Source organism: Gottfriedia acidiceleris (genome assembly GCF_036421055.1).
GTDB lineage: Bacteria > Bacillota > Bacilli > Bacillales > Bacillaceae_G > Gottfriedia > Gottfriedia acidiceleris_C.
This window is the reverse complement of sequence record NZ_JAZGQS010000003.1, coordinates 381,018-407,164: the sequence shown is the minus strand read 5'-3', so window position 1 is coordinate 407,164 and position 26,147 is coordinate 381,018. Positions and strand designations below refer to the sequence as shown.

At 31.5% G+C, this 26,147-nt stretch carries 23 protein-coding genes; 11 read left to right on the top strand and 12 right to left on the bottom strand.

The features are described 5' to 3' along the window. The first annotated feature begins 96 nt into the window (after positions 1-96). Entirely contained in the window at positions 97-1,494 is a 1,398-nt protein-coding gene (locus RAH41_RS06800; protein WP_331221443.1) for a PLP-dependent aminotransferase family protein, read from the top strand. Between the two features lie 169 nt (positions 1,495-1,663). On the opposite strand, the gene RAH41_RS06795 is transcribed toward RAH41_RS06800, so the two are convergent. The 4 genes from RAH41_RS06795 to RAH41_RS06780 all read right to left on the bottom strand — a co-directional run bounded on the left by RAH41_RS06795 (position 1,664) and on the right by RAH41_RS06780 (position 7,333). Beyond that, complete coding sequence (locus tag RAH41_RS06795; RefSeq protein ID WP_331221442.1) at positions 1,664-2,758, bottom strand: Ger(x)C family spore germination protein; 1,095 nt, start codon at positions 2,756-2,758, stop codon at positions 1,664-1,666. Next, on the bottom strand, positions 2,755-3,861 hold the full coding sequence (locus RAH41_RS06790) for an endospore germination permease (protein ID WP_331221441.1): 1,107 nt from the start codon (positions 3,859-3,861) through the stop codon (positions 2,755-2,757). The genes RAH41_RS06795 and RAH41_RS06790 overlap by 4 nt, the downstream gene beginning before the upstream one ends. Next, positions 3,858-5,318, bottom strand: a complete 1,461-nt coding sequence (locus RAH41_RS06785) for a spore germination protein (RefSeq protein ID WP_331221440.1) — start codon at positions 5,316-5,318, stop codon at positions 3,858-3,860. The genes RAH41_RS06790 and RAH41_RS06785 overlap by 4 nt, the downstream gene beginning before the upstream one ends. 314 nt (positions 5,319-5,632) lie before the next feature. Beyond that, positions 5,633-7,333, bottom strand: coding sequence for a M4 family metallopeptidase (locus RAH41_RS06780; RefSeq protein ID WP_331221439.1), 1,701 nt, complete (start codon positions 7,331-7,333; stop codon positions 5,633-5,635). A 246-nt stretch (positions 7,334-7,579) separates the two neighbouring features. Here RAH41_RS06780 and RAH41_RS06775 point away from each other — a divergent pair, with 246 nt between their 5' ends. The 4 genes from RAH41_RS06775 to RAH41_RS06760 all read left to right on the top strand — a co-directional run bounded on the left by RAH41_RS06775 (position 7,580) and on the right by RAH41_RS06760 (position 10,950). Beyond that, complete coding sequence (locus RAH41_RS06775) at positions 7,580-8,140, top strand: hypothetical protein (RefSeq protein ID WP_331221438.1); 561 nt, start codon at positions 7,580-7,582, stop codon at positions 8,138-8,140. A gap of 74 nt (positions 8,141-8,214) precedes the next feature. Further along, positions 8,215-8,757, top strand: coding sequence for a signal peptidase I SipW (gene sipW, locus RAH41_RS06770; RefSeq protein ID WP_331221437.1), 543 nt, complete (start codon positions 8,215-8,217; stop codon positions 8,755-8,757). Positions 8,758-8,836: 79 nt separating this feature from the next. Further along, on the top strand, positions 8,837-9,448 hold the full coding sequence (locus tag RAH41_RS06765) for a TasA family protein (RefSeq protein ID WP_331221436.1): 612 nt from the start codon (positions 8,837-8,839) through the stop codon (positions 9,446-9,448). 254 nt (positions 9,449-9,702) lie between these two features. Then, positions 9,703-10,950 carry a helix-turn-helix domain-containing protein gene (locus tag RAH41_RS06760; protein ID WP_331221435.1) on the top strand — a complete coding sequence of 416 codons (1,248 nt, stop codon included), beginning with the start codon at positions 9,703-9,705 and terminating at the stop codon, positions 10,948-10,950. A 129-nt stretch (positions 10,951-11,079) separates the two neighbouring features. Here the strand turns inward: RAH41_RS06760 and RAH41_RS06755 are convergent, their stop codons facing one another. Next, positions 11,080-11,793, bottom strand: coding sequence for a DUF421 domain-containing protein (locus tag RAH41_RS06755; RefSeq protein ID WP_331221434.1), 714 nt, complete (start codon positions 11,791-11,793; stop codon positions 11,080-11,082). Between the two features lie 290 nt (positions 11,794-12,083). Here RAH41_RS06755 and RAH41_RS06750 point away from each other — a divergent pair, with 290 nt between their 5' ends. Continuing rightward, entirely contained in the window at positions 12,084-12,899 is an 816-nt protein-coding gene (locus RAH41_RS06750) for a putative protein N(5)-glutamine methyltransferase (RefSeq protein ID WP_331221433.1), read from the top strand. A 55-nt stretch (positions 12,900-12,954) separates the two neighbouring features. Here RAH41_RS06750 and RAH41_RS06745 read toward each other — a convergent pair whose 3' ends face one another. From RAH41_RS06745 to RAH41_RS06735, 3 genes are all read right to left on the bottom strand, one after another. After that, positions 12,955-13,089: a small, acid-soluble spore protein L gene (locus RAH41_RS06745; protein WP_098169858.1), complete on the bottom strand. Its 135-nt coding sequence runs from the start codon at positions 13,087-13,089 to the stop codon at positions 12,955-12,957. A 68-nt stretch (positions 13,090-13,157) separates the two neighbouring features. Next, positions 13,158-13,802, bottom strand: a complete 645-nt coding sequence (locus RAH41_RS06740; RefSeq protein ID WP_331221481.1) for a YitT family protein — start codon at positions 13,800-13,802, stop codon at positions 13,158-13,160. Positions 13,803-13,819: 17 nt separating this feature from the next. Continuing rightward, the gene (locus tag RAH41_RS06735; protein ID WP_331221479.1) at positions 13,820-14,257 is read right to left on the bottom strand and encodes a GNAT family N-acetyltransferase; all 438 of its coding nucleotides are present in this window, start codon (positions 14,255-14,257) and stop codon (positions 13,820-13,822) included. A gap of 125 nt (positions 14,258-14,382) precedes the next feature. On the opposite strand from RAH41_RS06735, the gene RAH41_RS06730 reads away from it, so the two are divergent. Beyond that, on the top strand, positions 14,383-14,835 hold the full coding sequence (locus RAH41_RS06730) for a MarR family winged helix-turn-helix transcriptional regulator (RefSeq protein WP_331221431.1): 453 nt from the start codon (positions 14,383-14,385) through the stop codon (positions 14,833-14,835). Between the two features lie 27 nt (positions 14,836-14,862). Further along, a complete protein-coding gene (locus tag RAH41_RS06725; protein WP_331221430.1) occupies positions 14,863-15,387 on the top strand; it encodes a GNAT family N-acetyltransferase in 525 nt (174 codons plus the stop codon). A gap of 554 nt (positions 15,388-15,941) precedes the next feature. Here RAH41_RS06725 and RAH41_RS06720 read toward each other — a convergent pair. Next, positions 15,942-18,182, bottom strand: coding sequence for an MMPL family transporter (locus RAH41_RS06720; RefSeq protein ID WP_331221428.1), 2,241 nt, complete (start codon positions 18,180-18,182; stop codon positions 15,942-15,944). 118 nt (positions 18,183-18,300) lie between these two features. On the opposite strand from RAH41_RS06720, the gene RAH41_RS06715 reads away from it, so the two are divergent. Both RAH41_RS06715 and RAH41_RS06710 read left to right on the top strand, forming a co-directional pair. After that, the gene (locus RAH41_RS06715; RefSeq protein ID WP_331221426.1) at positions 18,301-18,924 is read left to right on the top strand and encodes a TetR/AcrR family transcriptional regulator; all 624 of its coding nucleotides are present in this window, start codon (positions 18,301-18,303) and stop codon (positions 18,922-18,924) included. Positions 18,925-19,288: 364 nt separating this feature from the next. Beyond that, complete coding sequence (locus tag RAH41_RS06710) at positions 19,289-19,828, top strand: DUF2179 domain-containing protein (protein ID WP_331221425.1); 540 nt, start codon at positions 19,289-19,291, stop codon at positions 19,826-19,828. An 82-nt stretch (positions 19,829-19,910) separates the two neighbouring features. On the opposite strand, the gene RAH41_RS06705 is transcribed toward RAH41_RS06710, so the two are convergent. Next, a complete protein-coding gene (locus RAH41_RS06705) occupies positions 19,911-20,951 on the bottom strand; it encodes a YeiH family protein (RefSeq protein WP_419471567.1) in 1,041 nt (346 codons plus the stop codon). Between the two features lie 245 nt (positions 20,952-21,196). Then, on the bottom strand, positions 21,197-21,964 hold the full coding sequence (locus tag RAH41_RS06700; RefSeq protein ID WP_331221424.1) for a TSUP family transporter: 768 nt from the start codon (positions 21,962-21,964) through the stop codon (positions 21,197-21,199). A gap of 247 nt (positions 21,965-22,211) precedes the next feature. Between RAH41_RS06700 and RAH41_RS06695 the strand changes: the two genes are divergently transcribed. Further along, positions 22,212-22,541 (top strand): hypothetical protein, encoded by a 330-nt coding sequence (locus RAH41_RS06695; protein ID WP_331221423.1) that lies wholly within the window; start codon positions 22,212-22,214, stop codon positions 22,539-22,541. Between the two features lie 253 nt (positions 22,542-22,794). Here the strand turns inward: RAH41_RS06695 and RAH41_RS06690 are convergent, their stop codons facing one another. Then, on the bottom strand, positions 22,795-25,911 hold the full coding sequence (locus RAH41_RS06690; protein ID WP_331221421.1) for an efflux RND transporter permease subunit: 3,117 nt from the start codon (positions 25,909-25,911) through the stop codon (positions 22,795-22,797). Between the last annotated feature and the right edge of the window lie 236 nt (positions 25,912-26,147).

Sequence of the window (26,147 nt, the reverse complement as noted above, 5' to 3'; positions counted from 1 at the left end):
TTGATTTTATTCGAATTACATGATAAAAAGTATTATATATAACCTCTGGTACTATACAAAGTATCAATAATGGACTTTATAAAGGGGTCAGATTACATGTTAGAGTTAACACCAAATTTGAATATTGAGTTAAAAATGCCGTTGTATGTACAGTTATATGGATATATAAAAGAAGAAATAAGAAGTGGAAAAATTCCTCCTATGACGAAGCTACCAGCAAAAAGAAAGTTAGCAATGTATTTAGAAGTGAGTAAAAATACAGTTGAATCGGCATATGAACAACTTCTGGCAGAAGGATATATTGAATCGGTTTCACGTAAAGGGTATTTTGTATGTGAAATTGAGCAAATGATACTTACTGAGAAAAATAGAGAATTTGTTAAAGAAGTATCATACGGAGAACAGAGCTATAAATATGATTTTGCACAAACGGGTGTAGATCCTAAGTCATTTCCATTCGCTGTCTATCGGAAAATTTCAAATGAGGTATGGCAGCAAGAAAATAAGGATCTTCTACTTCTTGGTCATCCTCAAGGTGAATTCAACTTGCGTGAAGAGATTGCGAAATATTTATATGAATCAAGAGGTGTTAGATGTTCAGCGAGTCAAATTGTAATAGGAGCTGGAACCCAATTTTTAATAAAAATCTTGTTTCAATTATTAAAGGGAAAGCATTTTGCAGTTGAAAATCCAGGGTATCATCGAAAATTGGTTGTTTTTGAAAAGGGAGAAGAAAATGTTCAAATGATCCCACTTGATGAAGATGGAATCTCAATTACAGCTTTAGAAGCTAGCAATGCGGAGGTTATTTTCGTTACACCGTCTCACCAATTTCCTTGTGGAATGATTATGCCAATTAAAAGAAGAGGTCAACTATTACAATGGGCACAAGAGGAGTATGGACGTTATATTATTGAAGATGATTATGACAGTGAATTTCGTTATTCTGGAAAACCGATTCCAGCATTGCAGGGGCTTGACATAGAGGGTAACGTAATTTACATGGGAACATTTTCAAAAGCTTTACTCCCATCATTACGAATGAGTTATATGGTGTTGCCAAAACAGCTAATTAAATTGTATCATTCACAATATTTATTCTATACACAAAGTGTTTCGAGAATTGATCAAGAAATCATTAGAAGATTTTTAAACGAAGGACATTGGGAAAAACATCTTCATAAAATGCGAGTTATATATAGAAAAAAGAGAGATCTTCTTGTTTCGGTGATCGAAAGGTATTTTTCTGATAAAGTGGAAGTGATTGGAGAAGATTCTGGCTTACATATTTTATTAAAGGTTCACAATGGAATGTTAGAAGAAGAATTAATAAAAAGGGCGGCTGAAAATAGCATTAAAGTATATCCAGTTTCAATGTATTATAGCGAAGGAAATCATCCAAGAAATACAGTTTTACTTGGATTTGCTATTTTATCAGAGGCAGAGATAGAAGAGGCTATTGGGTTGCTATATCATTCATGGTTCAAAATATAACATGATCGAAAAAATAGTGCTCTAGAGCATGAGAGACAGTGAAATAATCGCAGGACATGAGAATAAAATGAAGTACCAATGGAACAAGAAAAACAAAAAAGCCCGTTAATGGGCTTTCCTGATTATGCCATGTTATAAATGATTGCTAAACTTTACTTGTTTTAACCCATCATAAAATAATCCCACTTGTATACATAATTACCTTTGTACTAATCTCAAAGGGAAATTTTGAATAATCTTTTTCCCAATTTAATTTATTCCATGTATTTGGATGGTAGGCCATTAAATATCTGCCAATTCCTAATGCATCACAATTAGCGTCTTGAAGAATGCTAACTACTTCTTTTAACTCCTTTTCGATATTTTCAGCAATTTTGTTTTCTATTTCCTTTTTTTTAATATTACTAGCTAAATCTTCGCCAGTAAATTCGGTTAAATCAATCTTTATTTTTAAGTCGATCTTTACTTTAGGTTGCTTTTCATTTTTGATTTGTAGTTTTCTTTTTATACTTTTTACTTTAAAAGAGATAACTTCATTATTACTACCCAATTTTTCAGACAAACTCATTGTATGACTTTTTTTGTCTTGCATTAATAACAATAATTTTGATTGTTTATTATTTAATATTTTTCCGGTAAAATGATTGTTTTCTAAAAGTGCTACACCTTTAATTTTTATTGTTTCATCATCAGTTTTTTCTAGAAAAGGGAGAACTATATCAGTGCCTGGATCATCCATTTTTTTATAAATGGTCTCTTGTGTCTCTTTTGGAATAACAGATATATTTTCACCAGCCTCTAGCATTTCTGAAAGGGACTCACTAATAAAAATATCTTTGTAAGTTTTCATTTCAATAATACTAGAAGCCTGTCCTTTTACGATTGCTACTCGTGAAGTTAGAGGACTTCTAATAAATCGGAAAAAGTTATCAAAATAAGGATACAAATTATTTTTTGCTATAGTTTCCCCTAAAAGCATCACTAGTAATTTGTTAGCAGAAAAACTACCAGGAATTTGGTAATCAATATTGTTTCGTACATCTCTTACAGAAGCGCCTTGATCATTAATAATATAATTAGTGGCTTCGGTCTGGTCACCTTTTGAAATATTTGTTCTAACGCTTGCAGTTGCCTTAATACTTTCGTTAGTAAGTTGGTCAAATGCAATACTTAGTACAAGTGCAGAGTCCTTCAAGGAGTGCTGATCCCAGCAACCCGTTAAAAAAAAGATTAATAAAAAAGTAATGTAATGATTTTTTTTCATGACACGTTAACTTCCTTACTTTTAAGCTTAAAGAGAAGGGAAATACATAAAATCAACAATGGAATCAAAACGATAAAAATAAAGCTAGAAATAGATAAAATTTTTAATAATATATCTATAAATCCTTTTGAAGTTGGTACGAAATTACCTACTAAAAAGATAAGAAAGCAAATTGTAAGAGTAGAATAGATTCTATTTTTTCTAATTAAATTCGAGATTCCGATATTAGCCAAATTTAAATAAGATACATAGGAAGAGGCAATTATGACAAACCAAACTGAAAGAAATAGTAAATCTAGTCGCTCTAGTTCTTTAAAAAAAGTTAAGGTTTTAAATAAATAAATTGTCGGTTCTGGAATTAAACGCATTTCCTTTTTACTAAAGAATATGAAGCATAAAACAACAGTAAATAGATTGATCATTGTAATAAATAATGTAGATAAAATAGTACTTTTTATTGTTTTCCTATGAGCGCTATTTACAAATGGGTAGAGAACTAAAAGGCCCTCAAAACCATGTAAGAAAACATAAGACTTATAGCTTCCTTTTACTATTTGTGAAAAATTAGATTGAGTAACCGGAAGTAAAAATTCCCATTCCACTTGTTGAAATGCTTCAACACTAAAAATAAAAATGATTAAAATTGTCCAAAAAGATAACTGGAAAAATCGAGTCGTAGTTCGAATATTTTCTTTCCCTAGATAGATTCCAATTATAAATAAAAGAAGTAAAATACTCCAAGATGGTGAGTTTGGAAAAACCCATTTACTAAATATAAATAGATAAAATTGGTTAATTAAATAAGCTATAAAAATAAAATATAAAATATAACTAATTTTCAATATTCCACCAAGCCATCTTCCAAAAAAATACGAACAAATTTCAAAAATTGTTAAATTCGGAAACCGCTTAAGTAAAAATGAATATAGACATACAGTACAAATCGAATATAGGCAAGAAAGCAATAAGGAAATCCATCCATCATAAGCACTTTCTCGATATAAATGCATTGGTAACGTTAGAATTGCAACGTTTAATTGGGAGATTACCAAATAAAAAAATAATTGAAAGGATGAAATAGTCTCATTTTGCTTAATTATCATTTTTTCCACCCTTTCGTACCTTTTGATTGAATAGTATCAATAGGCTGTGCGTTTGTCGGTCGAGTCTTCATTTTCCAATTAGGTACCCTTATTAAAGCATCCTTTAAATCTTTTAATCGAATCGGTGCAAGAGGTGAAAAATAGGGAGTGCCAAAGGACTCGAGTTTAACCATATGTATAAAAATAAGAGTTAAACCGAATATAATACCTACAAATCCATAAATTGATGCCAAAATAATCATTGGAAAACTTAATAACCGAAGTGAAAAACTCATTTCATGAACAGGAACAATAAATGACCCAACTGCTGTAATGGCAAGGACGACTATCATTGTATTCGATACTAAATTTGCCTCTACGATAGCTGTTCCAATCACAAGTCCTCCGACAATTCCGATTGTTTGAGCAATCGGACTTGGAAGTCGAATAGATGCTTCTCTTAATAATTCCAATATTAATTGCATAATGATGGCTTCGACAAACGGAGAAAATGGTACAAATTCAATACTGTTTTGAATAGTAGTAACTAATTCATATGGGAGAATTTCATAGCTAAATGAAACAATAGATATGTATACTGCAGGTAAAGTTATACATAGAAAAAAACTAAATAGCCTAATAATCCTTAAAAAAGTCCCTATTAAAACTCTTCCATTATAGTCATCAGGAGTTTGGAAAAACGTAAAAAAAGAAGCTGGCATAATTGAAACCGTTGGACTTCCTTCAACGATTACGCAAATTTTCCCGTCAAATAAATTAGAAATAACTCGGTCAGGACGCTCCGTTTCTAGAATTTGTGGAAATGGTGAAAGTGAGCTATCCTCAATAAATTCTTCTAACTTACCAGTTGTTAAGTTATTTTCAAGTTGAATCGAGTTAATACGGAATTTAACAATTTCTAGAATATCTTTATTTACGATATTATCTAAATATAAAATTCCAACATTAGTACCAGGATCTCCAATTGGTAATACTTCTATTTTAAAATCTGTGCTTCTAATTCTACTTCTTAGAAAATTAATATTTTTATTAAGACTCTCAACAAAACCATCATGAGAACCTGAAACAACTTTTTCATTTGTCGGCTCACTTGTCGATCTTACTTCGAATAAAACAGTCTCTATGATAAAGGCTTCATTTGAACCATCAACTAACAATACCGTATTTCCATTTGTAAGAGCCTCTTGTATTTCGTTTAAACAATTAGTTGCCGAAATAGTTGAAACAGGTAGATCTGTCATGATATTACCTTGTTTAATATGTAAAAGTACTTTAATGATTTTTTCATTAATAATATCTTTATTCGAGATTGTATCAATAAAAACAATACACAGTGGTCTATTATTGAAAGTAATCTTTCTAGTTTTAAAATCAAAAACATTAGAAAACACATCTTTTAGTTTTTCTAAATTACTAGTAATGTCCTTAGATATTGAAATTGTTGGCTGATTTTTCAATAATATTCCACCTCCTGTTGGTTATTATTTGTATAATTGATAAACCTATTCATTGATCGATTTATGTATCTATGAACAATTAATAAATGAACGGTAAGAACAAAAAGAAAACCATGAACAATAGTTCATGGTTTCAGTGTGTAGACAAAGTAAAAAAAACTTGATTTTCAGACTGATTGCAAGCGCTTGTCCTTCGAGGCACGAAGTCTGGTGAGGAGCGGAGTTACCCTAGACGGTAATGAGCACCGCGCAGGCAGGCGAAGTAACGAAGAAAGCGAGCGTTTGGCGGGCAGTCTGAAATGGTTTTTCGACTATTAGTTTACACCTACAGAAGTATATGCATCCATAACCGCTTGGGTTTCTGCTGAAGGCAAGCCATTTTTATCTGGATATAAGTCTCGAGCAGACTGAATTGCAGCTTCTCTCATTTCTTTAAATCCAGAAGAAGGAGTTAGGTAAAGAGTTATTGCTCGGTAGTAAATTTTTTCTGCTTTCGTTCTACCCATTCCTTTAATTGTAATACCATTATTTGTGCCACCTTGAGTTAATAAGTAAGCTGCTTTATTATTGATACCACTGTTTATGTGTACTCCTCCATTATCCTCAGTACCTAAATAGCGATCCTGGTATGTATCAGGATAGTGACCTGAAGCCATATATCTTGTAGCTTTTGAAGCTGGATCGCTCATTGAACGAAGCCCACCGTCACCAGGAATGTTTGGTGTTGTGATATCTTCTCCAAGTTCCCATTCAGTAACTCCTGTAGTATACATTTGAGCAAAATTACCCATGACATCTGCTAGGGATTCATTAATAGCTCCAGATTCGTTCTTATAAATTAAGTCGGCTGAGTGTTCAATTACGCCGTGAGTCATTTCATGGCCAGCTACATCTAAACCACCAGCCAGTGAACTAAATTTTATACCATCTCCATCACCATATACCATTTGTCTTCCATTCCATGCAGCGTTATTCCATTTTACTCCAACATGGACTGTGTTAATTAATGTCATTCCGTTATTATCTAAACTATTACGTTTATGAATATATTGATAGTATTTGTTCACTTTATCTGAATTGTATACAGCAGATACTGCAGCAGGATTAGTGAATGTATTAGTTGAACTATTCGTCGATATTTCATAACCTGTAAATCCAAAAATGCCACCAAGTTGGAAAGCGAATTCTTCCATACGACGAGCATCGAAAGTAGTAATTGGTACAATTTTTGAATTGTAAACTGAAGCACCATATAAATAGCTTGTTCCGGTTGAAGGATCTTTAACGGCAGTAAAAGATTGCATGTTACCATGTAGGTCTAACCCTCTACCAGTTACTGGAGTAAGAGTTGTTGCATCAATTTCATCTAGTGCATCGTATTGATCAATTACTTCTCCACTAATTGCATCTATAAAGTAATGGAAGTAACCTGGTGCTGGTACTGAAGTAGATGCTTTTACTAAATAAGTTAAATAATATTTCCCTTTATAAGGGTAAATCATTAATTGAGAGTCAATTCCATCATAATTTTTAACTTCACCAATTTGTGATTGAATGTCTTCTTTAGCAGTTGAAATTGCATCCTCTTCAGAAATAGATGCCTCAGTAGGAATAAGAGTTCGAGATAGATTCTGAGTTACTTTACCAATCGAGGCGTACACATTATTATTTGCATCTAAAGCAACTGTTTGCCCAGAACCATAAATTGGAATTCCGTTGTATTGCTCGACCGTACGTACATGATAAGTGCCAGTTGAAGGATCAGTTTGTTCACTTATAATTTTAAATTGCTCTCCAATATTAGCTAACTTTGTGAGCGGATTTTCTACTTTTGAATTAAGGTAGTTTTTTACAATTTCATCCTTACTCACTACTTCAGAAACAGTTGCTGCGCTAGCGGCGCTACCCCCAAATGTTGTTACAGTTGGTAATACTCCTCCTAACACAACTGACAATGATAACACTGCAGGAATAGCAATCTTTTTATTCCTAAACTTCAAATCTTTCTTTTTCAATTAACCCACCTCTTTGCTAGAATTTTGTAACAATTACAATTATTGTGAAAAAACGAGGCGAAATCAATGCATTTTTCACAATTTCATTTCTGGATAATTTTTATGTGGTTTATTAATGTTTCTTCTAGAATCGACAAATTCTAACAAAATTCTTGGTGGTTTTTCGTCGAAATTATCCTAATTTTAATTTTCTGATAATTATGTATAATGGAAATCAATTACGGAAATTCACAAAGGGGAAAGTGTATGAGGAGTACAAGTCAAAAAAGCATTTTATTTTCGAGTCTAATTTGTATTTCTTTTTATACGGGAATTCAATTTGTAGGTGAAACTGATGCTTCATTTTCTAGCCAAGCTTCATCAGCTCCAGTCAATCTATCAACAGCAATTGTTTTCCCCTCAAACGTAAAGAAATTAGAAGATGATGCAAAGAATATTGCAGATACGATAAATAAAGAATATAAAACCATTTTTCTTTTGCCTTCAAATGTTACATTACTGGAGTTACGTGAAAGACTTGGCAAAATTAATGAAATTGAACGGCAGATAAGTGTTCAATTAGGTGATTTAGAAAGTATAAAAAAGGAACTATCTACTACTAAATTAAAAATAAAAAGTCAAAAGGGGGTAGACAAACAGACTTATGCTTTTGTAGGTGAAGGGGATCAAATGGTATCTAGTATTTTGGAAGAAGTGCATTCTATGATTGATTTTCAACAAATCGAAGCTGTTCGTTCTTCAATTTCTAATCAGATAAACAACATTGAAGAAAAAGCTAAGCTAAATTATGTAGAAAATCATTCTTAGAAAACTCTGATGATAACAATGACTAGATATTTAGCATCTATGAATAATGAAATTTTAGTGAAGGGGAAAAAAACATGAAAAAATTAGTAAGTATTTCGATTAATTTAATTAAACTAATTGGTTTAGTTATTTTATGTATTATGGCGTTTACCGTTCTTTCTTCTAAAATAACTGGACAAGAGCCTACAATTAGGGGATATCAATTAAAAACAGTATTATCGGGTTCAATGGAACCTATTTTTCAAACAGGTTCAATCATACAAATAAAACTAGAGCCTAACAATTATGCCTATCAAAAGGGTGATATTATTACGTTTCATACAAAAGATAGATTAGTAACCCATAGAATTCTTGAAGTTAAAAACAAGAATGGGGAAATTACATATAAAACAAAGGGTGATAATAATAACGGCCCGGATTTATGGATAATTTCACAACGAGATATCATTGGAAAATACACTGGTATTACGATTCCATACTTAGGCTATGTTATGAACTATGCCAATTCAAAAATCGGATCAGCGTTGTTATTAATAATTCCAGGTATATTACTTATTATTTCGGCTTTATACTCCATTATTGGTGCAAAAAAAGAGTTAGAAATTGTACAAGGTTAATCGTATTGGTTAGATCTCCTATGTATTAAATAGGGCATACATAGGAGTTTAATATATTTTATCCAAGGGGGAATTAAGAATGAGTTTTACGAAGAAGATAAGTCAAGGAGTAATGAGTGCTGCGTTAGGTTTATCATTAGTTGGAGGAGGAACATTTGCTTATTTTAGTGATTCAGTAGAAACACAGAATACATTTGCTGCAGGTACATTAGATTTAGGGATGAATCCTAGTACGGTTGTTAATATTAGTAACATTAAACCGGGTGATGAGGTTTATCGCGAATTTACACTCGAGAACAATGGTACATTAGACATTAGTAAGGTACTACTAGAAACAAAATATACAGTGGAAGATGTTAATTCAAATAATCAAGGTGATGATCTAGCAAAACACATTAAAGTCACAATAATGTACAATACAAGTAGTGCAACTAATCCAATTGTTGAAACAACCTTATATGATTTACAAACTCAACAACCTGATGTTACTCAAATTGATACACTATCAGGTCCTAAACCAGATGGTATTATTGCAGGGGATAAAGAAAAAATCTTTGTATTGTTTGAATTTGTAGATAATGGACAAGATCAAAATCATTTTCAAGGGGATAGCCTAAAAGTAAATTGGACATTTAATGCACAACAAGGTAATTCAACATATTATGATGATACAGATGAAACTAATAATTAATCTATATCTGATTATGAGTGACAATTAAATAGATATTAAAACACCTCTAAATAATTGCTGAAAAAGTGTAGTGAATTATTAGATGTGTTTTTTTATTTTATCTGAAAAAGTCTAATAGATTAGTTTAATATTTTCTATTGATATCCAATTTTTCTATTTGCAAATTAAAAAAGTTAATTTAAAATAATTGTTATTAATTATTGAAAATTCAATTAAATTAAAAAATGAATAGGAAAATTAAAGGGAGTAATAAAATGATAGAGGGTCAAATCATAAGATATTATCGACAAAAACTTGGGTTAACACTTGAACAACTAGGCAAGGGAATTTGTACTCTCGCATATCTCAGTAAAATTGAACTCGGTCAAACAATCTATTCCTCGGAAATCGTTGAATTACTGTCAAATCGTTTAAATATTGATATTAATAATGAAGTGAATCTCTTTAAGAATACAAAAGATTCACTGAATCGATGGCAAAAAGCCATTTTTATGCAAAATATGAAAGAGGTTGAAGAGTTAAAAGAGGAATTGGAAAAAAATCCTTATTTACACTCCACCGAGTTTGCACCATTTTATCAGTTATTAAGGGCAAAGTATTACATTTTAAAGAAAGAATATGAAAAGTCTTACACAATTTTGAGAAGTGTTGAAAAAGAATATCCAGTTCTTCCGCAATATGAAAAGAATTTGCAATTGCACGTATGGGGGATATACTATACCTCAATCTATGACACGTCAAATTCAAATAATAAAAATTTAGCTTTAAACATTTTGAAGAAAATTAATATGGATGAGTATAAAACTCCAGAATATTATTATAATTTGGCTGAAGCATATCATTTAGTTCAAAATAAAATGATGGCATATGTATATGCTGAAAAAGCTTTAGTGCATTTCAAAGAAATGAATAATCTTGTCATGATGCTTGAAGCAGAGGCTCTAATGCTTGCACAAATTCAGAATGATCAACATGCCGATTTTGAAAAAATTGTAGAATCTTATAAAAGTCTGATTCACTTATGCGATTTACTGCATGAACCTGATAAAAAGGTTAGTCTTCTAGGCAACTTATCAAATTTATTCTATTGTAGAAAAGATTATGTTCGCGCAAAGGAAATAGTGCAAGATGCATTGGAAATCGTTGATAAGAAATCTATACGATACGTTAGGCAACTTCGTAATTATTTAGTAATCTGTTTGGAAGGTAAACTAATGAAGAAAACAGAAATGTTAAAAATAGCCCAACATGGGTTATTAACAGCAAAAAAGTTGGACAATCTTCTACTCCAAAAAGCATTTAAAATGCTTATCTATCGAATTGAAGAAAATATTGAACAATACTACAAATACATAGAACTGGATGCTCTACCATACTTTCAGTCGATGCAGTATTCAATGTGGATTAACAAGTATGCTAAAGAATTATATAGTCATTACATAGATACAGAACAATATGAAAAAGTGGCTAAAATGTCAAATATTTTAGTAGAAGTTAATTAGCTAGATCGTTGTAGTTTATTTAAATACTGAGTACTATTAATTAATTATTCTTAAATAAGGAAGAGCATAAATTTCGTAAAACTACGAGTTTATGCTTTTTGTTTATCATAATTGATTAATAAAATGATTTTATGACTCAATATCAATAGGCGATTTAATCTGATCTTTGTACAAATCAAAATACAATTGACCATTTGTTCCACGAACACAATATGAAACATCAGATAAATTCAAACCTCGTTGTTCAATTTCAGTAATAATCCATTCTTTTGTTAGGTGATTTTGAGTGATGTTTTTATAAATCAATTGACCATCCATAATGATTTCAATAGGGAAATCTGAGTGGGAGGGACTAGAAATGCTTAAATCTTTTCGAGTGACAAATCGATATAAAGGTTTCTTTAATACAGATAAATGTCCGTCAGGTTCAAAAATTGCGAATTCCACTTCATCTATGTCAAATATATCTCTCCTTCTTAGTGCTTGATTTAAAGAGTCCATTGTAACTTTTAAATTCTCAATGTTTTTTTCAAGTATTTTTCCATCTTGTATCACAACAGTAGGTTCTCCATTGAATATCGCTCTTGCTTTTTTGTTTTTTAATGAAACTAAAGTAGCAAGAAATAAAAACATACTGAAGATTGTTAGGGCAGTAAGATAGTTTCCAAAATGTATAGAAGTATTAAACGTCAAATTGCCTGCAATAGATCCTAATGTAATTGAAGTAATATAATCATGATAAGTCATTTTTGATATAGTCTGTTTTCCAAGTAAATGGGTAATACAAATAAGTAAAACAAATGCAAAAAGAGTTCGAATTATGACTTCAACCGTTCCAATCATTACGTTCACCTTTAAGTTTTTAACTATATTTTACATAAAAGCTATAGATAATACGTAAAAGATTTTTCAAAACTATATTAGACAAGTTTTATGAAAGATTATGAAGATGCTGAATTCGTGTGATTCTGAGGCTTTTTATTTAAGTAGATAGTTTATTTTTTTTACATCTACTTTAAGAGGTGCAGTCTAGTTAGTCTGATTTTTGTTTAGTTATTTTTAAAACATTTAAATTAAAGAAGGTATTTTTTTACTTTTAACGAACTCCCAATTATAAACAGTATAAAGATTGGGTGGTATATATATTAAAGCAAAATGGAACTTATTGTAGTGACCAAATTAAAAATTTAATAATCAAGCAACTACGGAAAGCTGGTTGCGTTTTTGCAGAAGAAGAAGCTCTGCTTCTCATTTCTGGAGCTGATACTTTGGAAGAACTTTTAACAATGGTCAATCTTCGAGTAACTGGTTCACCGTTAGAATATATTCTAGGTTGGGGGGAGTTTTATGGCAATAGGATTGCAGTAGTCCCAGGTGTCTTCGTTCCTCGCCGTCGGACAGAGTTTCTTGCCCAAAAAGCGATTGACTTATCTGTACCTGGTGTCAAAGTTGTTGATCTTTGTTGTGGTTCTGGTGCAGTAGGTGTAGCGATTTCCAAGGCAGTAGGGCTGGTTTCGTTGTATGCGGTCGATATTGATCATACTGCAGTCCAGTGTGCCAAGTGTAATGTTGCTAAACTAGGTGGTCTTGTATATGAAGGTGATCTTTATCATCCACTGCCACCTCAATTACTTGGGAATGTTGATATTATAGTGGCGAACGCACCATATGTTCCAACTGAGGCAATAAAATCACTCCCTCAGGAGGCACGGCTGTATGAGCCAAAAGTTGCACTTGATGGGGGGAAGGATGGAAATGATATCCATCGAAAAGTAGCAGAAAATGCCTCTCTCTGGTTAACTTCAGGTGGGCATTTATTAATAGAGACGAGTAAAGTACAGGCTCCTCAAACAGTTAAGATTTTTAATCAATATGGATTAATAGCCAAGTTAATACACAATAATGAAATGGACGCCACAGTCGTAATTGGTACAAAACCTCGATTATAAAAACAACCAGTGTAGCCCCGTTATGGGTTACCCTGGTTGTTTTTAGTAGTAAAGTTTATTTTTTGTTAGACTTTTTTGCTAAATTTTGTAGTTCACTTTGCGGCTCAGTTGAAAATTCAACGTCTTTTCCGTATCCTTGTGGATTAACACTTGGAGCTTTTTGTCCTCTTCCAGTTGATTTTTTACTCATGTGCTTCACCTCCAAGGATAGTGTTTCCGAAGATAGTGGATTTATGAGTAAAAGTAATCTAGCACATTCTATATAGAAAGATTTTTCTCTTTTTCAATGTTAGAAGATGTACTATTTTGAGATAATATGCGGTCTAAAAACATTTTTGTAAGTGGCATAAAGTAATTAAGGATGAACCCCCCAAAACAAACGGTTAGGATCGTCCCAATGCCGATTGGTCCATTTGACATGAATGCTGCTAGTAAGAAAATGAGATAAATGACTGTTTTTGAAAAAAAGATATTTGTTTTAGTTATTTCCTGTAGGATTAATGTTAATCGGTCTACTGGAATTGGTGCAAAGTTTGTGTGTAAATAGGTTGCTGTTCCGAGTCCTGAAATAACTAATCCGAAACTATAACAAGCTGTTTTGCTATACCAAATTTCAGGTGTTACTAAATTGTGTAATAAATAAAGCCACATATCAATACCGATACCCGTAATAAACGCAGTTACTAATCCTAAAAATTCTGGTCTTTGTCTTTTTAAAAAAGAATTTATACAGATTAGTAATAAAGCTATAATGATTTCCCAACTTCCGACAGTCAACCCCACATTTTTGGATAACCCTACTAAAAGGGCATCAAAAGGTGAAGTTCCAAGGTTAGATTGTATATTAATTGAAATACCTAATGTTAATATTAAAATCCCTAATACGTAAAAAACATATTTCACTTTAATTAATCGCTTTATCATTTAGTTAATTCTTTTTGCATTAAAATATGAGGGATACCATCTTCTATAAAGACAGGAGAGGAAGCTCGATAACCAAGTTTTTTGTAGAAACCTTCTGCATGTGTTTGGCCATGCAATTTTACTTGCGAAGCTCCTTGTTCTTCCGCAATTTCTTCTAATGCTTTAATAATATTTTTGCCAAGACCAAATTTTCGGAAAGACTCCAGGATACAGATTCTTTCCAATTTACCTACTCCATCAACAAACCTAATTCTTCCTGTTCCGACTGGTTGTTCATTGTAATGAACTAATATGTGTTCGCAATCTCCATTTAATTTGTCATATTGATCAAATTCATCTTCTAGAGATACACCTTGTTCTTTCACAAATATATCTTTCCTTATTTCAAATGCTATTTTTAGCTCTTCTTCATTCATTATTTTTTTTGTATTCATCATTTTTATCAGTCCTTTTAAATAAGTTTTTTTATGTTTTATTGCAAATACAACAAAAATAGGTTAAATTCAATATATATTATTTTTATTGCATTTACAACAAAATTAATAATAAGGAGTTAATTATGAAGGAAATTCTTCGTGAAATTGGAATGATCGCAAGGGCTCTAGATTCGATCAGTAATATTGAATTTAAAGAGCATGACCTTACAAAAGGGCAGTATTTATATCTAGTGCGAATAGCTGAGAATCCAGGGATCATTCAAGAAAAAGTGGCTGAGATGATAAAAGTAGATCGAACTACAGCAGCGCGTGCTATAAAAAAACTTGAAATGAATGGATTTATTGAAAAGAAAGAGGATAAAGACAACAAAAAAATAAAAAAACTTTATGCAACAGAAAAAGGGGAAAATGTTTATCCATTTATAAAAAGGGAAAACGATTATTCTAATATCGTTGCACTAGAGGGATTGTCTGAAATAGAAGTTGAAACCATTTTTAATCTTCTTCAAAAGGTAAGAAAAAATGTAGAAAAAGACTGGGAATTTGTAAAAAAAGGAAACAAGAGAAATTATTGATTAGATAAGAGGAGAGACGAAATTAATATGACAATCAATATAACAAAGTGTAGTCCTGAGGATTCGCACAAACTTCAACAAATCGGTTATGAAACGTTTAATGAGACATTTAAGCATCAAAATACGCTAGAAAATATGAATGCTTATCTGGAAAAAGCGTTTAATTTAAATCAGATAGAAGAAGAATTGTTAAATCAGTCTTCGCACTTCTTTTTTATTCATTTTAATCAAACCGTCGCTGGCTATTTAAAGGTCAATATAGATGATGCCCAATCTGAAGAAATGGGTGATGAATCACTTGAAATCGAAAGAATATATATAAAGAAGGAATTTCAAAAACACGGACTTGGTAAAATTCTGTTTTATAAAGCATTAGAAATTGCGGAGGAACTTAATAAACAGAAAATATGGCTAGGCGTTTGGGAAAAAAACGAAAATGCAATCGCATTTTATAAAAAAATGGGATTTGTTCACAATGGGTCACACTCATTTTATATGGGTGATGAAGAACAAATAGACTTGATCATGACAAAAACACTTGGGGAAGACTAGTTTTATATTAGATACTAATCATATAAATAACGACAGTATTGATTTAATACTCTAATCACCATGCTTTTTTGGTGATTTTTTAGATGAAAAGAGCGGTCAAATTTGGATAGTTAATCTAAATTTGTAAAGAATAAAATTAACATAACTTAAAAATAAAACGGAGTAATAAACTACTTGAAAACGATAATATTTTGTTCAATTATTTTTTTCCCTATTATGATGTTTGGATTAGCTAGATTTAATCGGATATTTAACACAATCTTTAATTTGATCGCAATTATTTCTTATGTAGTCTTTGGAGGAATTTCATCAATAGCAATTTATGAGATTATAAAACATGATGTTGTTTTTATGACCAATATTCATGCTGTATTTCTTAATATATATTTTTTAATTTCCGGGGCTTACTTAGGGATATACGGCCTCTATCAATTGATTAATCTCATGATGAAACAACTTAATCAAACTAATAAGTAATGACAAAGATTGTTCAAATGAAAAACACCACAACGCATCATTTACATCTATCATGCATTGTGGTGTTTTTATTCTGTTTATTTTTCTAATTGCATTTCTTGTTTTGATGCATACTCTTTTTTCGAAAGTTGACCTGGCCAATATGCAAATCTACCTAATACTGTAGTAATTGCTGGAACTAAAAGTGGACGAACGATGAATGTATCAATTAATACTCCAATACAAGTAACAATACCAAATTGAACTAATACTTGAATAGGTAGTGTTGCTAACACTAAAAATGTACCGGCCAAGATTAATCCAGCAGATGAAATAACAGCCCCGGTTTTTGCGACTCCATTTGAAACTGCTTCGCGATGATTTTGATTCTTTTTATTTTTCCATATTTCGGAAACCATGAATATATTGTAATCTTCACCTAATGCTACTAAAAATACAAAGGAATATAGTGGAATCGAACCTTGTATCGCGCTAGCTCCAAATCCGTAGTGAAGAATTAGCCAGCCAGCACCTAATGCTGAGAGATAAGATAATATGACAGTTAGAATTAAGTAAATCATCGCTGTAAAGGAACGTAAATAAGTTAATAGTAATAATGCAATTAATCCAATCATTACTGGAATAATCACGGATTCATCACGCTCAGTTATATTTTTTGTATCTAAATTCGTTACTGTTTCTCCTCCAATCCAGTAATGCTGATTCACTTTTTGAATATCATATTCGTTTAATAGTTTCTTAATTTTCTTTTCTAGTTGAGGTATTCGATCTAATCCTTTAATAGAATATGGATTATCGACTAAAGAAATTTCATATAATTTTAATTTTTTATTATTTTTACCTGTAATAGGATCAGACACATCTTTTACAAATGAAAGTGATTCTAATTCTTTTTTTACAGGGATATTTTTATTTTCTGTATCGATGATCACTTTAACAGGTGCTAGTGAACCTGATGAATAATGGTCAGATATTAAATCAAAACCTTCTCTTGAAGGCATATCTTTCGGAAACGATTGAAGTAAATCATATGTGTATTGTACTCGAGGTACAAATAGTGCTAGCCCTCCTAAAAGAATGATAGAGACTAGAATAATTGTCCAAGGTTTATGAGTAACTAGTTTTCCTATTTTTTGATTAAATGTTACTTTATTTTTTAATTTCTTAATTGGTTTTCCTTTTTTCTCAGCTCTTAATGCTTCCATTTCCTCTGTTCTTGGGATGAAAGGAAAAAATGAAACTCTACCAAAAATAGAAAGTAGGGCAGGTAGGATTGTGATTGCAGCAATACCCATAATAAGGACTGCCAAACTAAATGGTACTGCGAAACGATGGAAAGCACCATATTGAGCTAATAATAGTGTACCTAATCCTATAACGACCGTTAAAGCACTCATTGAGATGGCTCCACTAGATTCTCTGATCGCGAGCTGAAGTGCTTTATATTTGTTTTCTTCCAAAAGTAAATATTCACGATACCTAGATATTAAAAATAAACAATAATCAGTACCTGCACCAAATAATAAAACTGTCATAATCGAAACGGCTTGAGAATCCACCGTTATAATACCTTTATCACCTAAAAAACCTAATAATGGATTTACGATTCCATATGCGAAACCAACGACTATTAACGGGACAATAGCCATAATTGGCGAACGATACAAAAGGATTAAGAAAACTAATACAAGAGATACAGTTGATAATAAAAGTTTAACGTCAGCTTGAGAAAATAAACTTACAGCGTCTGTTTGAATACCAACTGGGCCCGAAAAACGGACTTTTAGCCCAGATTCTGTTAATTTTCGTTTTACTGGGTTATCACCAGTATTCTTTTTAATTTGTTTTTCTAATAAGTTGATATTATTTTGTAGTACTTTATCATCTGCCTTTTTGTCAAAAAGAACAGGAGTAATGATTGTTGAACCATCCTCTGAAGAACTTCGTTTAATTGCCTGGATAGGCATTAAATCATACGACGGTGCTGTTAATTGATTTTTTAATGGATTATTTCGAAGTTCTTTATAAACAGTTTGAATGACTTTGTAATCGTCCGCGTTTAGTCCGTCTTTACGATTCCAAACAATTAATAAAGGATTTCCAGAATCAGTGGGAAATTCTTTTTTTATTAGCTGATCCGCTTTTTGGGACATGGATTGCTTAGGTAAGTTATCTGCAGTATTGTTTTCTACTTCGTTTACAGATGGAAAAGTGAATGATAATACAACCGTTAATAAAACCCACACCAACAATGTTATCCATTTTGTCCGTTTATTACTTACAAATTTGCCCCAAGAATGAAAGGGGTGCTGTTTCATATGGAATTCACCTCACGTAAAATTTATTAACTTAATTATATATACTGGTAAGTTAATTATTCAAGAACTTTTTTTATGATATAATGAAGGGGAATTAAAAGATTAGGAGAGAAGCAAATTGGAACAAATTAAACGGCCTCTTGGAAGACCACCGCAGGATTCAAAAAAAAAGCCTACAAAAACAACAATCGTTGATAATGCAATTCAATTGTTTCTTCAAAACGGATATCAATTAGTTTCAATGGATGATGTGGCTAAGAAGTGTGGAGTAACCAAAGCAACGGTTTATTATTATTATCCAACAAAAGCAGATCTCTTTACGGATGCAATGGTTCAAATGATGCTTCGAATAAGTGATCGAATTGCTGAGATTTTAACTTCGGATAAATCGTTAAAAGAAAATCTCAACAAAATGGTTAAAGTCCATTTAAGAGCAACTTTTGAAATTGATTTAAAAGCTTTTACGAAAGAAGCGAAAGTCTCTTTATCAGATGAGCAATTACAACAGATGAATAAAGCGGAAGAAATGATGTATAATGTGATCGAAAAAGCAATGACAACGGCAATAGAGAATGGAGAAATACCTAAAGGGAATCCAAAATTCTATACCCAATTGTTTTTAGCAATTTTATCGGTTGGAAACTATAAGGATACAGAACAAAATACAATTTTCTCTACAATAGATGAAATGTCTGAACAGATCATAGACTTCTTTTGGAATGGAATAATGGGTAATAAATAAAAGAAGATTTACTTTTCTAGTAGATCGTCTTTTTTTTTTGTGTAATAAGTATATTTAAAATTCAAATGATGAAAATAGTTTATTTATAATTAGTTCGGTTTATTTTGACAGTAATCTTTTAATGTCCTAGAAGGGAGATCAGCAGGAATTTAACAGTACAAGTTGAATTAAGTACTACAACTGCTTAATAATACAAAAATATTACATTGTTTATGCACTCACAGCTCGACCTTATTAATAAAAATAATTTTCTACTAGGCTTTCACTTTGAATCTATAAAAAAAGTTTAAAAGCAAGGCTTAGAATGAAACAAATTAAATACCTAAATCTGCTTCCAAAAAATTTAAACTTTGAGGTGTCTAGATTGAAAGATATTTTACTAATTTTATTATTACAATTGATTTATGTACCTGTCTTAACATTGAGAACAATTTTCCTAGTTAAAGGGTTGAGTGTATCTGCTGCGCTTTTTGGTTTTTTAGAAGCAATTATTTATGTATTTGGATTGTCGCTTGTTTTTTCTGGAGAACAAAATACATTATCAATGATTGTTTATGCAGTCGGATTTGGAATTGGCATTCTAATTGGAAGTTACGTAGAAAATCGCTTAGCGATCGGATATACGAGTTTAGTCGTTAATTTAACGAACAAAAATAAATTGCTAATTAACCGACTTCGTGAGGAAGGATTCGGAGTGACAGTATTCCAAGGGGAAGGAAGAGACAGCGAGCGTTATCATTTGGATATACTGACAAAACGTAATAGAGAACCTGAACTGATGAATCTTATCGAACAGTATGAACCAAGCGCCTTTATTATTTCATATGAAGCTAGACGGTTTAAGGGTGGATTTTTATTAAATTCAATGAAGAAAGCAAAACATAGGAAATCGAATATTTTATAGCCTTTATATGGTAAATAAAAAATCAGAGAAACTGGGGTAAAGTTTCTCTGATTTTTTTATTTAACTTTATCTTCCTTGGCATTTATAGACTAAAAAATGTTACGAAAGATAATAGTATCGATGTAATGACGATTGCAATAAGCGGACGAATTGATTTAGTACGTAATTCTTTTAAGTTAATATTCAATCCTAAACCAGTCATAGACATTGTTAAAATAAATGATGTAAAAACAGCAACGTCTGACATCGTTTTATTTGATACCGGAATTTTTTCACCAAGGATGTAGCTTCCAACAAAACTCATTATAACAAAACCGATTAAGAACCATGGGAACTCCAGTTTCGCTTCTCCGTTTAATTTTCCTTTACGTTTCATCCAGAATAAAAGGATAAAACAAACCGGAATCAATAAAAATACACGGGCAAGTTTGGCTAATAATGCGTGAGCAAGCGCATCTTGACCCGCAGGTGCAGCTGCTAAAGCTACATGAGCAATCTCATGAAGACTTATTCCGACCCATGCTCCATATTCAGCTGGGCTAATTGGTAATAAAGGATAGATTAAAGTATAAATGATGGAAAATAATGTGCCGACTAGTGCGATGATCCCAACGGCCATAGCTGTGTCATCATCTTTTGCTTTAATAATAGGTGATATGGCAGCAATTGCAGCAGCTCCACAAATACCAGTCCCGATACTTAATAATAGAGACAGATTAAGATCTGCTTTAAGCCATTTTGCAATAGCCATAAGAATAACAATCGAAAATATAATTGTTCCAGCCCCTCTTAGTAATAAAGGTAAACCATCACTAAAAATGACAACCATGTTTAGTTTTAATCCGTACAGTATGATGGCAAATCTTAAAAGTCCTTTTGAAGAAAATTGAATTCCTACTCGCAATTTTTCAGGATAACCAAAAAATTGTCTATATACTAAAGCAAGTAAAATGGCACATGCAAGTGGTCCAACATGATTGAACCCTGGTAACTTTGCCAATAGAAAACCTAAAACAGCTATGATGAATGTAAAAGCCACTCCATAGATCATTGCTACATTTAACTGTTTAGTAGGCTTTTTTTGTTGCTCTGGTTTTGTATTCATTATTGCCTTTTGTTCCATTGTGTTCATCTCCTTGGGGCGTTCTATATTATTTATCGTATCGAATCATTTATTATAAGGAAAATAAATTATTATTATAGTTATGATAAGTAAATCCGATATTTAGAAGAGAAGGATATAATTTGAACAGAGATTTTCAATTCGTAGAAGCTGTTAAATTTAGTTTGAAATAAAAAAGGTAAGCATATTCAACGAAGAATTGCTTACATTTTTATTTTATAATCTAGATACGTTTTTTAATTATCTTAATGAAAATAATCAAATGTATTTTTTGCTAACAATAGAAAGGTTACAGTAATAAAAAGGATGCGTACATAGCCACTGCCTTTCTTAATCGCAAATTTTGATCCACAAATGGCACCAGCTATTTGTGCAAGCCCCATAACTAAACCATATACATAATGAATTTGTCCCAAGTACATAAACATTAATAATGCAGCTATATTACTACCAAAATTTAAAAACTTTGCGTTGCCTGCAGCTTTTAAGAAATCAAATCCTATCATTAAAAAAGCAAATATTAGGAATGATCCAGTTCCAGGGCCGATGAATCCATCATAGAATCCAATACCAAAAATTAAAAGCATAAACAGAATAATACGAGTTACTGACAGTTTTTTATTGGTAGTCTTATCTCCCCAATCTTTTTTAAAAATAGTATATATAGCAACTGCCGCAAGCATAACGAGCATAAGAGGCTTAAGAACAGTAGGGTCAATTAAATGAACTGTCCAAGCTCCCAAAATGGAACCAATAAATGTGAGAGAAAATAACTTATAGACAGATTTTAAATCAAGCTTTCCAGAACGATAGAACATGATTGTGCTCGTTAAAGAGCCAATTGACCCAGCTAATTTGTTCGTTGCAACGGCTGCAGCTGGAGATAGACCAGTAAATAATAATACTGGTAAAGTAATTAGCCCACCGCCTCCAACTACAGAATCAATAAATGCAGCTAAAAATCCAAATATAATTAAAGTTAATAATAACGACGGATCAATATGGAATATCATCAAATCTACCTTTCTTTTATTTACTAATTTGATAGTAGTTAAAATAGGAAACAAAGTAAATCAATTATTTAGTAATATTATAATTATTTTTAATATTACAAAATAAATTATAGAAACATTTTTTCCATATAAGGTAACTAGAGTAATTACTGAAATAAAAAGGTTAGATTTTAATTTTAACTTGTACCACTTTCTAAAATTTCGCATATATTGATATGTGATAATTTAATGATAGGGTGTGTATGGATTGAATTTCGAAAAAAAAATTACAACTACAGAAATAGGACAGGCTAAAGAAAAATACTTTGAAAAAAACGTCAATCGTTTAATGAAAGAGATTGTTACTAAAATCGAAATGAAGATGGCACTTGAAGAACTAAAAGTTAAACGTATTATCCGATTTGATGGTCTATATAATGATGAAGTTATTAATCAAGTACAAAATGATTTAACGAAAATATTAGAGGATTCAATTAAAGAAATACAACTAAAAATGAGTGAAATTGAGATTTATCTTAATTCATTAGAAGAAATAAAAGGTAATTCCATAATAAAGGAAAGCGATTTTAATAAATAAAAATTGAGTGAGAAACACTAGGTTTCTTCACTCTATTTTTTTGCCTTTGTTTGAGTTAGATTCATCTCGAGAAATTGCTTATTTATTGGCTTCTACCTATTATCAATATGTTCAATGTGGATAGCTTGTCAGTGTTTTTGACTATACTTTTTTATTTATTTAGATGAAAACTTGTAAAAGATTTTAGTCTAAGAAATATGTTTTCTAAAATAGAAAAGGTAACTCTCAAATACAAAGAGTTACCTTTAAAAAATTATAGTGAATTAACTTCCTCAGTTGAAATTACTTTCTTATTTGATTGTTTTTTATGCAACCATTGATAAATAATTGGTATTACTAAAAAGCTATTTAAAGTAGATGTGATCATCCCACCGATTACAACAATTCCTAATGTCTGTGAAATAACTGTATCAGCTTGGTGTGAAAATGCTAGTGGTAATAGTGTTAAAATCGTTGTTGCTGCTGTAATTAAGATTGGTCTAATCCTTGAAAGACTACCAGAAATAACGGCTTCTTCAGTATTCATACCGTTTTTACGATTACGCTCAATCTTATCAACTAGTACGATACCATTTGTTACTACAATTCCAGTTAACATTAAGACACCAATTAGTGCTGCTAAGTTCCACTCTCCACCTACTATTACTAAAGAAATCACAACACCACTTAATGCTAGTGGGATACTTAATAATACCGAAACTGGAGCTCTCCATCCTTTAAATAATGATGAAGTAATGACCATAACTAAAAGTATAGAGAAGGCTACGGCAATTGACATATCAAAAATCATTTCTTTAACTTGTTGAGTAATACCTCCCATTGAGTAACTTACTCCTTTAGGAAGAGCTTGTTTACTAATTACGTCATCAACTTGTTTTGAAACTTTACTAATGTCATTTGAAGTGATTTGACCTGTAACGATTGAGTAAGGTTCTCCATTGCGTTCATTAATCGTTGAAGGAGTATTATCTTTCGTAATAGATGCAATTTGTTCTAGTTTGACGGTTTTATTACTGTTTGTTTGGAAAGTTTCATTTTTAAGCGAATTGATTACATCTTCTGGCGATGCATTTAATTGAACTTGAGTATTTCCACTACTAATTTGATCAAGATACATATCAACTGGCAGACTTATATGGTCAACTACAAATGTAGCATCTTTACCTTGTGACATATAACGGTTAATTACTTTCATTACATCTGCTAATTGAATTCCATTTTGTTCAATTGCTTGTTGGTTAAATGTAATTTTATATTTTGGAAGACCAGATGTTAAATCTACTTTTCCATCAACGCTTAATCCATCAATTTTAACAAGTTTTGATCTCATTTGATCTGCAATCTTGTCTAGAGTAGTTTGATCAGAGCCAGTAAATATGACCTTTAATAAAGAGTCATCACCAGCAATACTTTGACTTGAAACAGTATAAGCAACATTTTTAGATAATTGTGGCAGTTGTTTTCCAAGCTCTTTAATGACTTGGTCTGAGTCTTTTTCGTTCTTTAAAGCAACAGAAATGTTAGCTACGTTAGGTTTTTGTAGGAAACCACCGCCTTGGTCAAATACATCATCACTTTGTGGCGTATTAGTTGATCCGAAATTAGATAGATAAGATTTTACTTTTGGATTTTCTTTTAATTTATTTTCTACCTTTTGAACCTCAGAATCTACCTGCATTAATGTACTTCCTTGAGGTAATTCAAGTTTAATTGCCACTTGACCTGTTTTAGCACTTGGTAAGAATGAGACTGGTAAAAACGAACCAAATGCTACTGCGAAAATAAATAATAAAGCTGAAATGAAAATTGTAAGTTTTTTCTTTTTTAATGATGATACTAAGATCGGTTTCATCATTGGTTCTAAAGAAACAGCTTTTGTTTTCTTTGTATTATTTTTCCAACCCATTAAAGCTAGTGCTGGAATAACAAGAATTGCTACAAAGAACGATATAATTAAAGAGATAACAACAGACCATGCAAATCCGCTATATGAAGCACTAATAGCTCCACCTACAAAGGCAATTGGAATATAAACAGCAATTGTTGTAAGTGTTGATGCTAAAATCGCAGGTGTCATTTCATAAACTGCTGAACTTAATGAATATAGCAATGATTTATCAGGATTTTGTTCTCTTTTACGGTACATATTATCAAGGATAACGATTGAATCATCAACAATACGACCCATTGCAACAATTAAACCTGAAACGGTTAAAATATTAAGTGTAATCCCCATTGATTTTAGGATTGCTGTTGTTGCTAATAAAGAAATTGGTAATGAAATTGCAATGACTAATGTTGATTTGACATTGCGGAAGAAGAAAAATACGCAAATCATCGAGAAAAGACATCCAAGTAAACCTTCACGAATTAAACCGTTTAATGAATCATTTAATTCTTTTTCACGATCTAATTGAGGTGTTAATTTAACAGAACCGTCTTTTACTTGTTGTAAGCTTTGAATTCTTTCCTTCACATTTTTTGCTACGTCGGTAATGTTTGCACTTTGAGTTTTAATAACATTTAATTGAACACTTGTTTTACCATCTGTTCTTGCAATCGTTTTTACATCATTTAGGGCGTGAGTAACAGTTGCAAATGCTGAAAGTGGAATTTGATCACCATCTGAATTTTTGATTTTTACATCATTTAATTGTTTCTCACTTAAATTCCATCCATCAAATTTAACTGGAATAGACAATTGATTTTGTAAGATAGAACCTTCAGGGAAAGCTGGCATTGACACTGCTAAGGCTTTATTTAAGTCATCTAAAGTAAGTTTATTTTTTGCTAGGTCTTTCGTTCTAACAGTTAGTACGTATCCGTCTTTTGCACCACCGAACACTGAAACATCGGATACGCCTGGTACTGTTTTAAGGTGTTGCACAATATCCATTTGAGTTACTGATTTTAAAGTATTATCATCTAATTTATCACTAGTCAAACTGTAAGTTAGGATTGGGAATGAACTAGTTGTAAGTCTTGTAACTAAAGGTTTAGATGTAATTGTCGGGGGAATGTCCGCATTTTCTAAAGCTTTATTTACATCAATTTCGGCTTGCTTCATATCTGTATTCATTGGAAAATACAGACTCATAAAAACTCCACCATCATAGGAGCTAGTTTCAATATCTTGTAAACCTTCTGTTGTTCTTAAGGCACTTTCAAGACTATTCGTAATATTTTGTTTTACTTGATCGGCCTGGTACATAGGTAGACGCATGCTTACAGTAAGAGTTGAATTGTTTATACCAGGTAAATAATCGCGTTGCATTTGGTAAGCTGAAATAGCACCCCAAGATACAATCATAACGACACAAACAATCATTAAAATTGCTCTTTGCATGGTCCCTTCTATAAATTTTTTCATCTTGTACCTCCTAAGATTTTTATTTTAAATTGAAAATTATTTTATAAATCAACTCCATGTCATTGTAAAATTCCTAACTGAAACTTTAATGAATAATCAATTAAAATTAGATTAAAATGAAAAAAATACGAATCAAAAGTTCTATAATGGCATGTATACAAGCTACTTCTCAGATTGCAAATAAATCAAAATAGATAGAGTCCACACACTAAAACTATTAATAGGAATAGGTGAGT

Bases quoted from the DNA above. Each gene is read 5' to 3' on its own strand.
- RAH41_RS06690 (WP_331221421.1), bottom strand. From the start codon at position 25,911: ATGAAAAAATTTATAGAAGGGACCATGCAAAGAGCAATTTTAATGATT.
- RAH41_RS06765 (WP_331221436.1), top strand. From the start codon at position 8,837: ATGAGTTTTACGAAGAAGATAAGTCAAGGAGTAATGAGTGCTGCGTTA.
- RAH41_RS06790 (WP_331221441.1), bottom strand. From the start codon at position 3,861: ATGATAATTAAGCAAAATGAGACTATTTCATCCTTTCAATTATTTTTT.
- RAH41_RS06705 (WP_419471567.1), bottom strand. From the start codon at position 20,951: ATGGAACAAAAGGCAATAATGAATACAAAACCAGAGCAACAAAAAAAG.
- RAH41_RS06730 (WP_331221431.1), top strand. From the start codon at position 14,383: ATGAAGGAAATTCTTCGTGAAATTGGAATGATCGCAAGGGCTCTAGAT.
- RAH41_RS06720 (WP_331221428.1), bottom strand. From the start codon at position 18,182: ATGAAACAGCACCCCTTTCATTCTTGGGGCAAATTTGTAAGTAATAAA.
- sipW (WP_331221437.1), top strand. From the start codon at position 8,215: ATGAAAAAATTAGTAAGTATTTCGATTAATTTAATTAAACTAATTGGT.
- RAH41_RS06755 (WP_331221434.1), bottom strand. From the start codon at position 11,793: ATGATTGGAACGGTTGAAGTCATAATTCGAACTCTTTTTGCATTTGTT.
- RAH41_RS06725 (WP_331221430.1), top strand. From the start codon at position 14,863: ATGACAATCAATATAACAAAGTGTAGTCCTGAGGATTCGCACAAACTT.
- RAH41_RS06700 (WP_331221424.1), bottom strand. From the start codon at position 21,964: ATGATATTCCATATTGATCCGTCGTTATTATTAACTTTAATTATATTT.
- RAH41_RS06775 (WP_331221438.1), top strand. From the start codon at position 7,580: ATGAGGAGTACAAGTCAAAAAAGCATTTTATTTTCGAGTCTAATTTGT.
- RAH41_RS06760 (WP_331221435.1), top strand. From the start codon at position 9,703: ATGATAGAGGGTCAAATCATAAGATATTATCGACAAAAACTTGGGTTA.
- RAH41_RS06795 (WP_331221442.1), bottom strand. From the start codon at position 2,758: ATGAAAAAAAATCATTACATTACTTTTTTATTAATCTTTTTTTTAACG.
- RAH41_RS06745 (WP_098169858.1), bottom strand. From the start codon at position 13,089: ATGAGTAAAAAATCAACTGGAAGAGGACAAAAAGCTCCAAGTGTTAAT.
- RAH41_RS06735 (WP_331221479.1), bottom strand. From the start codon at position 14,257: ATGAATACAAAAAAAATAATGAATGAAGAAGAGCTAAAAATAGCATTT.
- RAH41_RS06800 (WP_331221443.1), top strand. From the start codon at position 97: ATGTTAGAGTTAACACCAAATTTGAATATTGAGTTAAAAATGCCGTTG.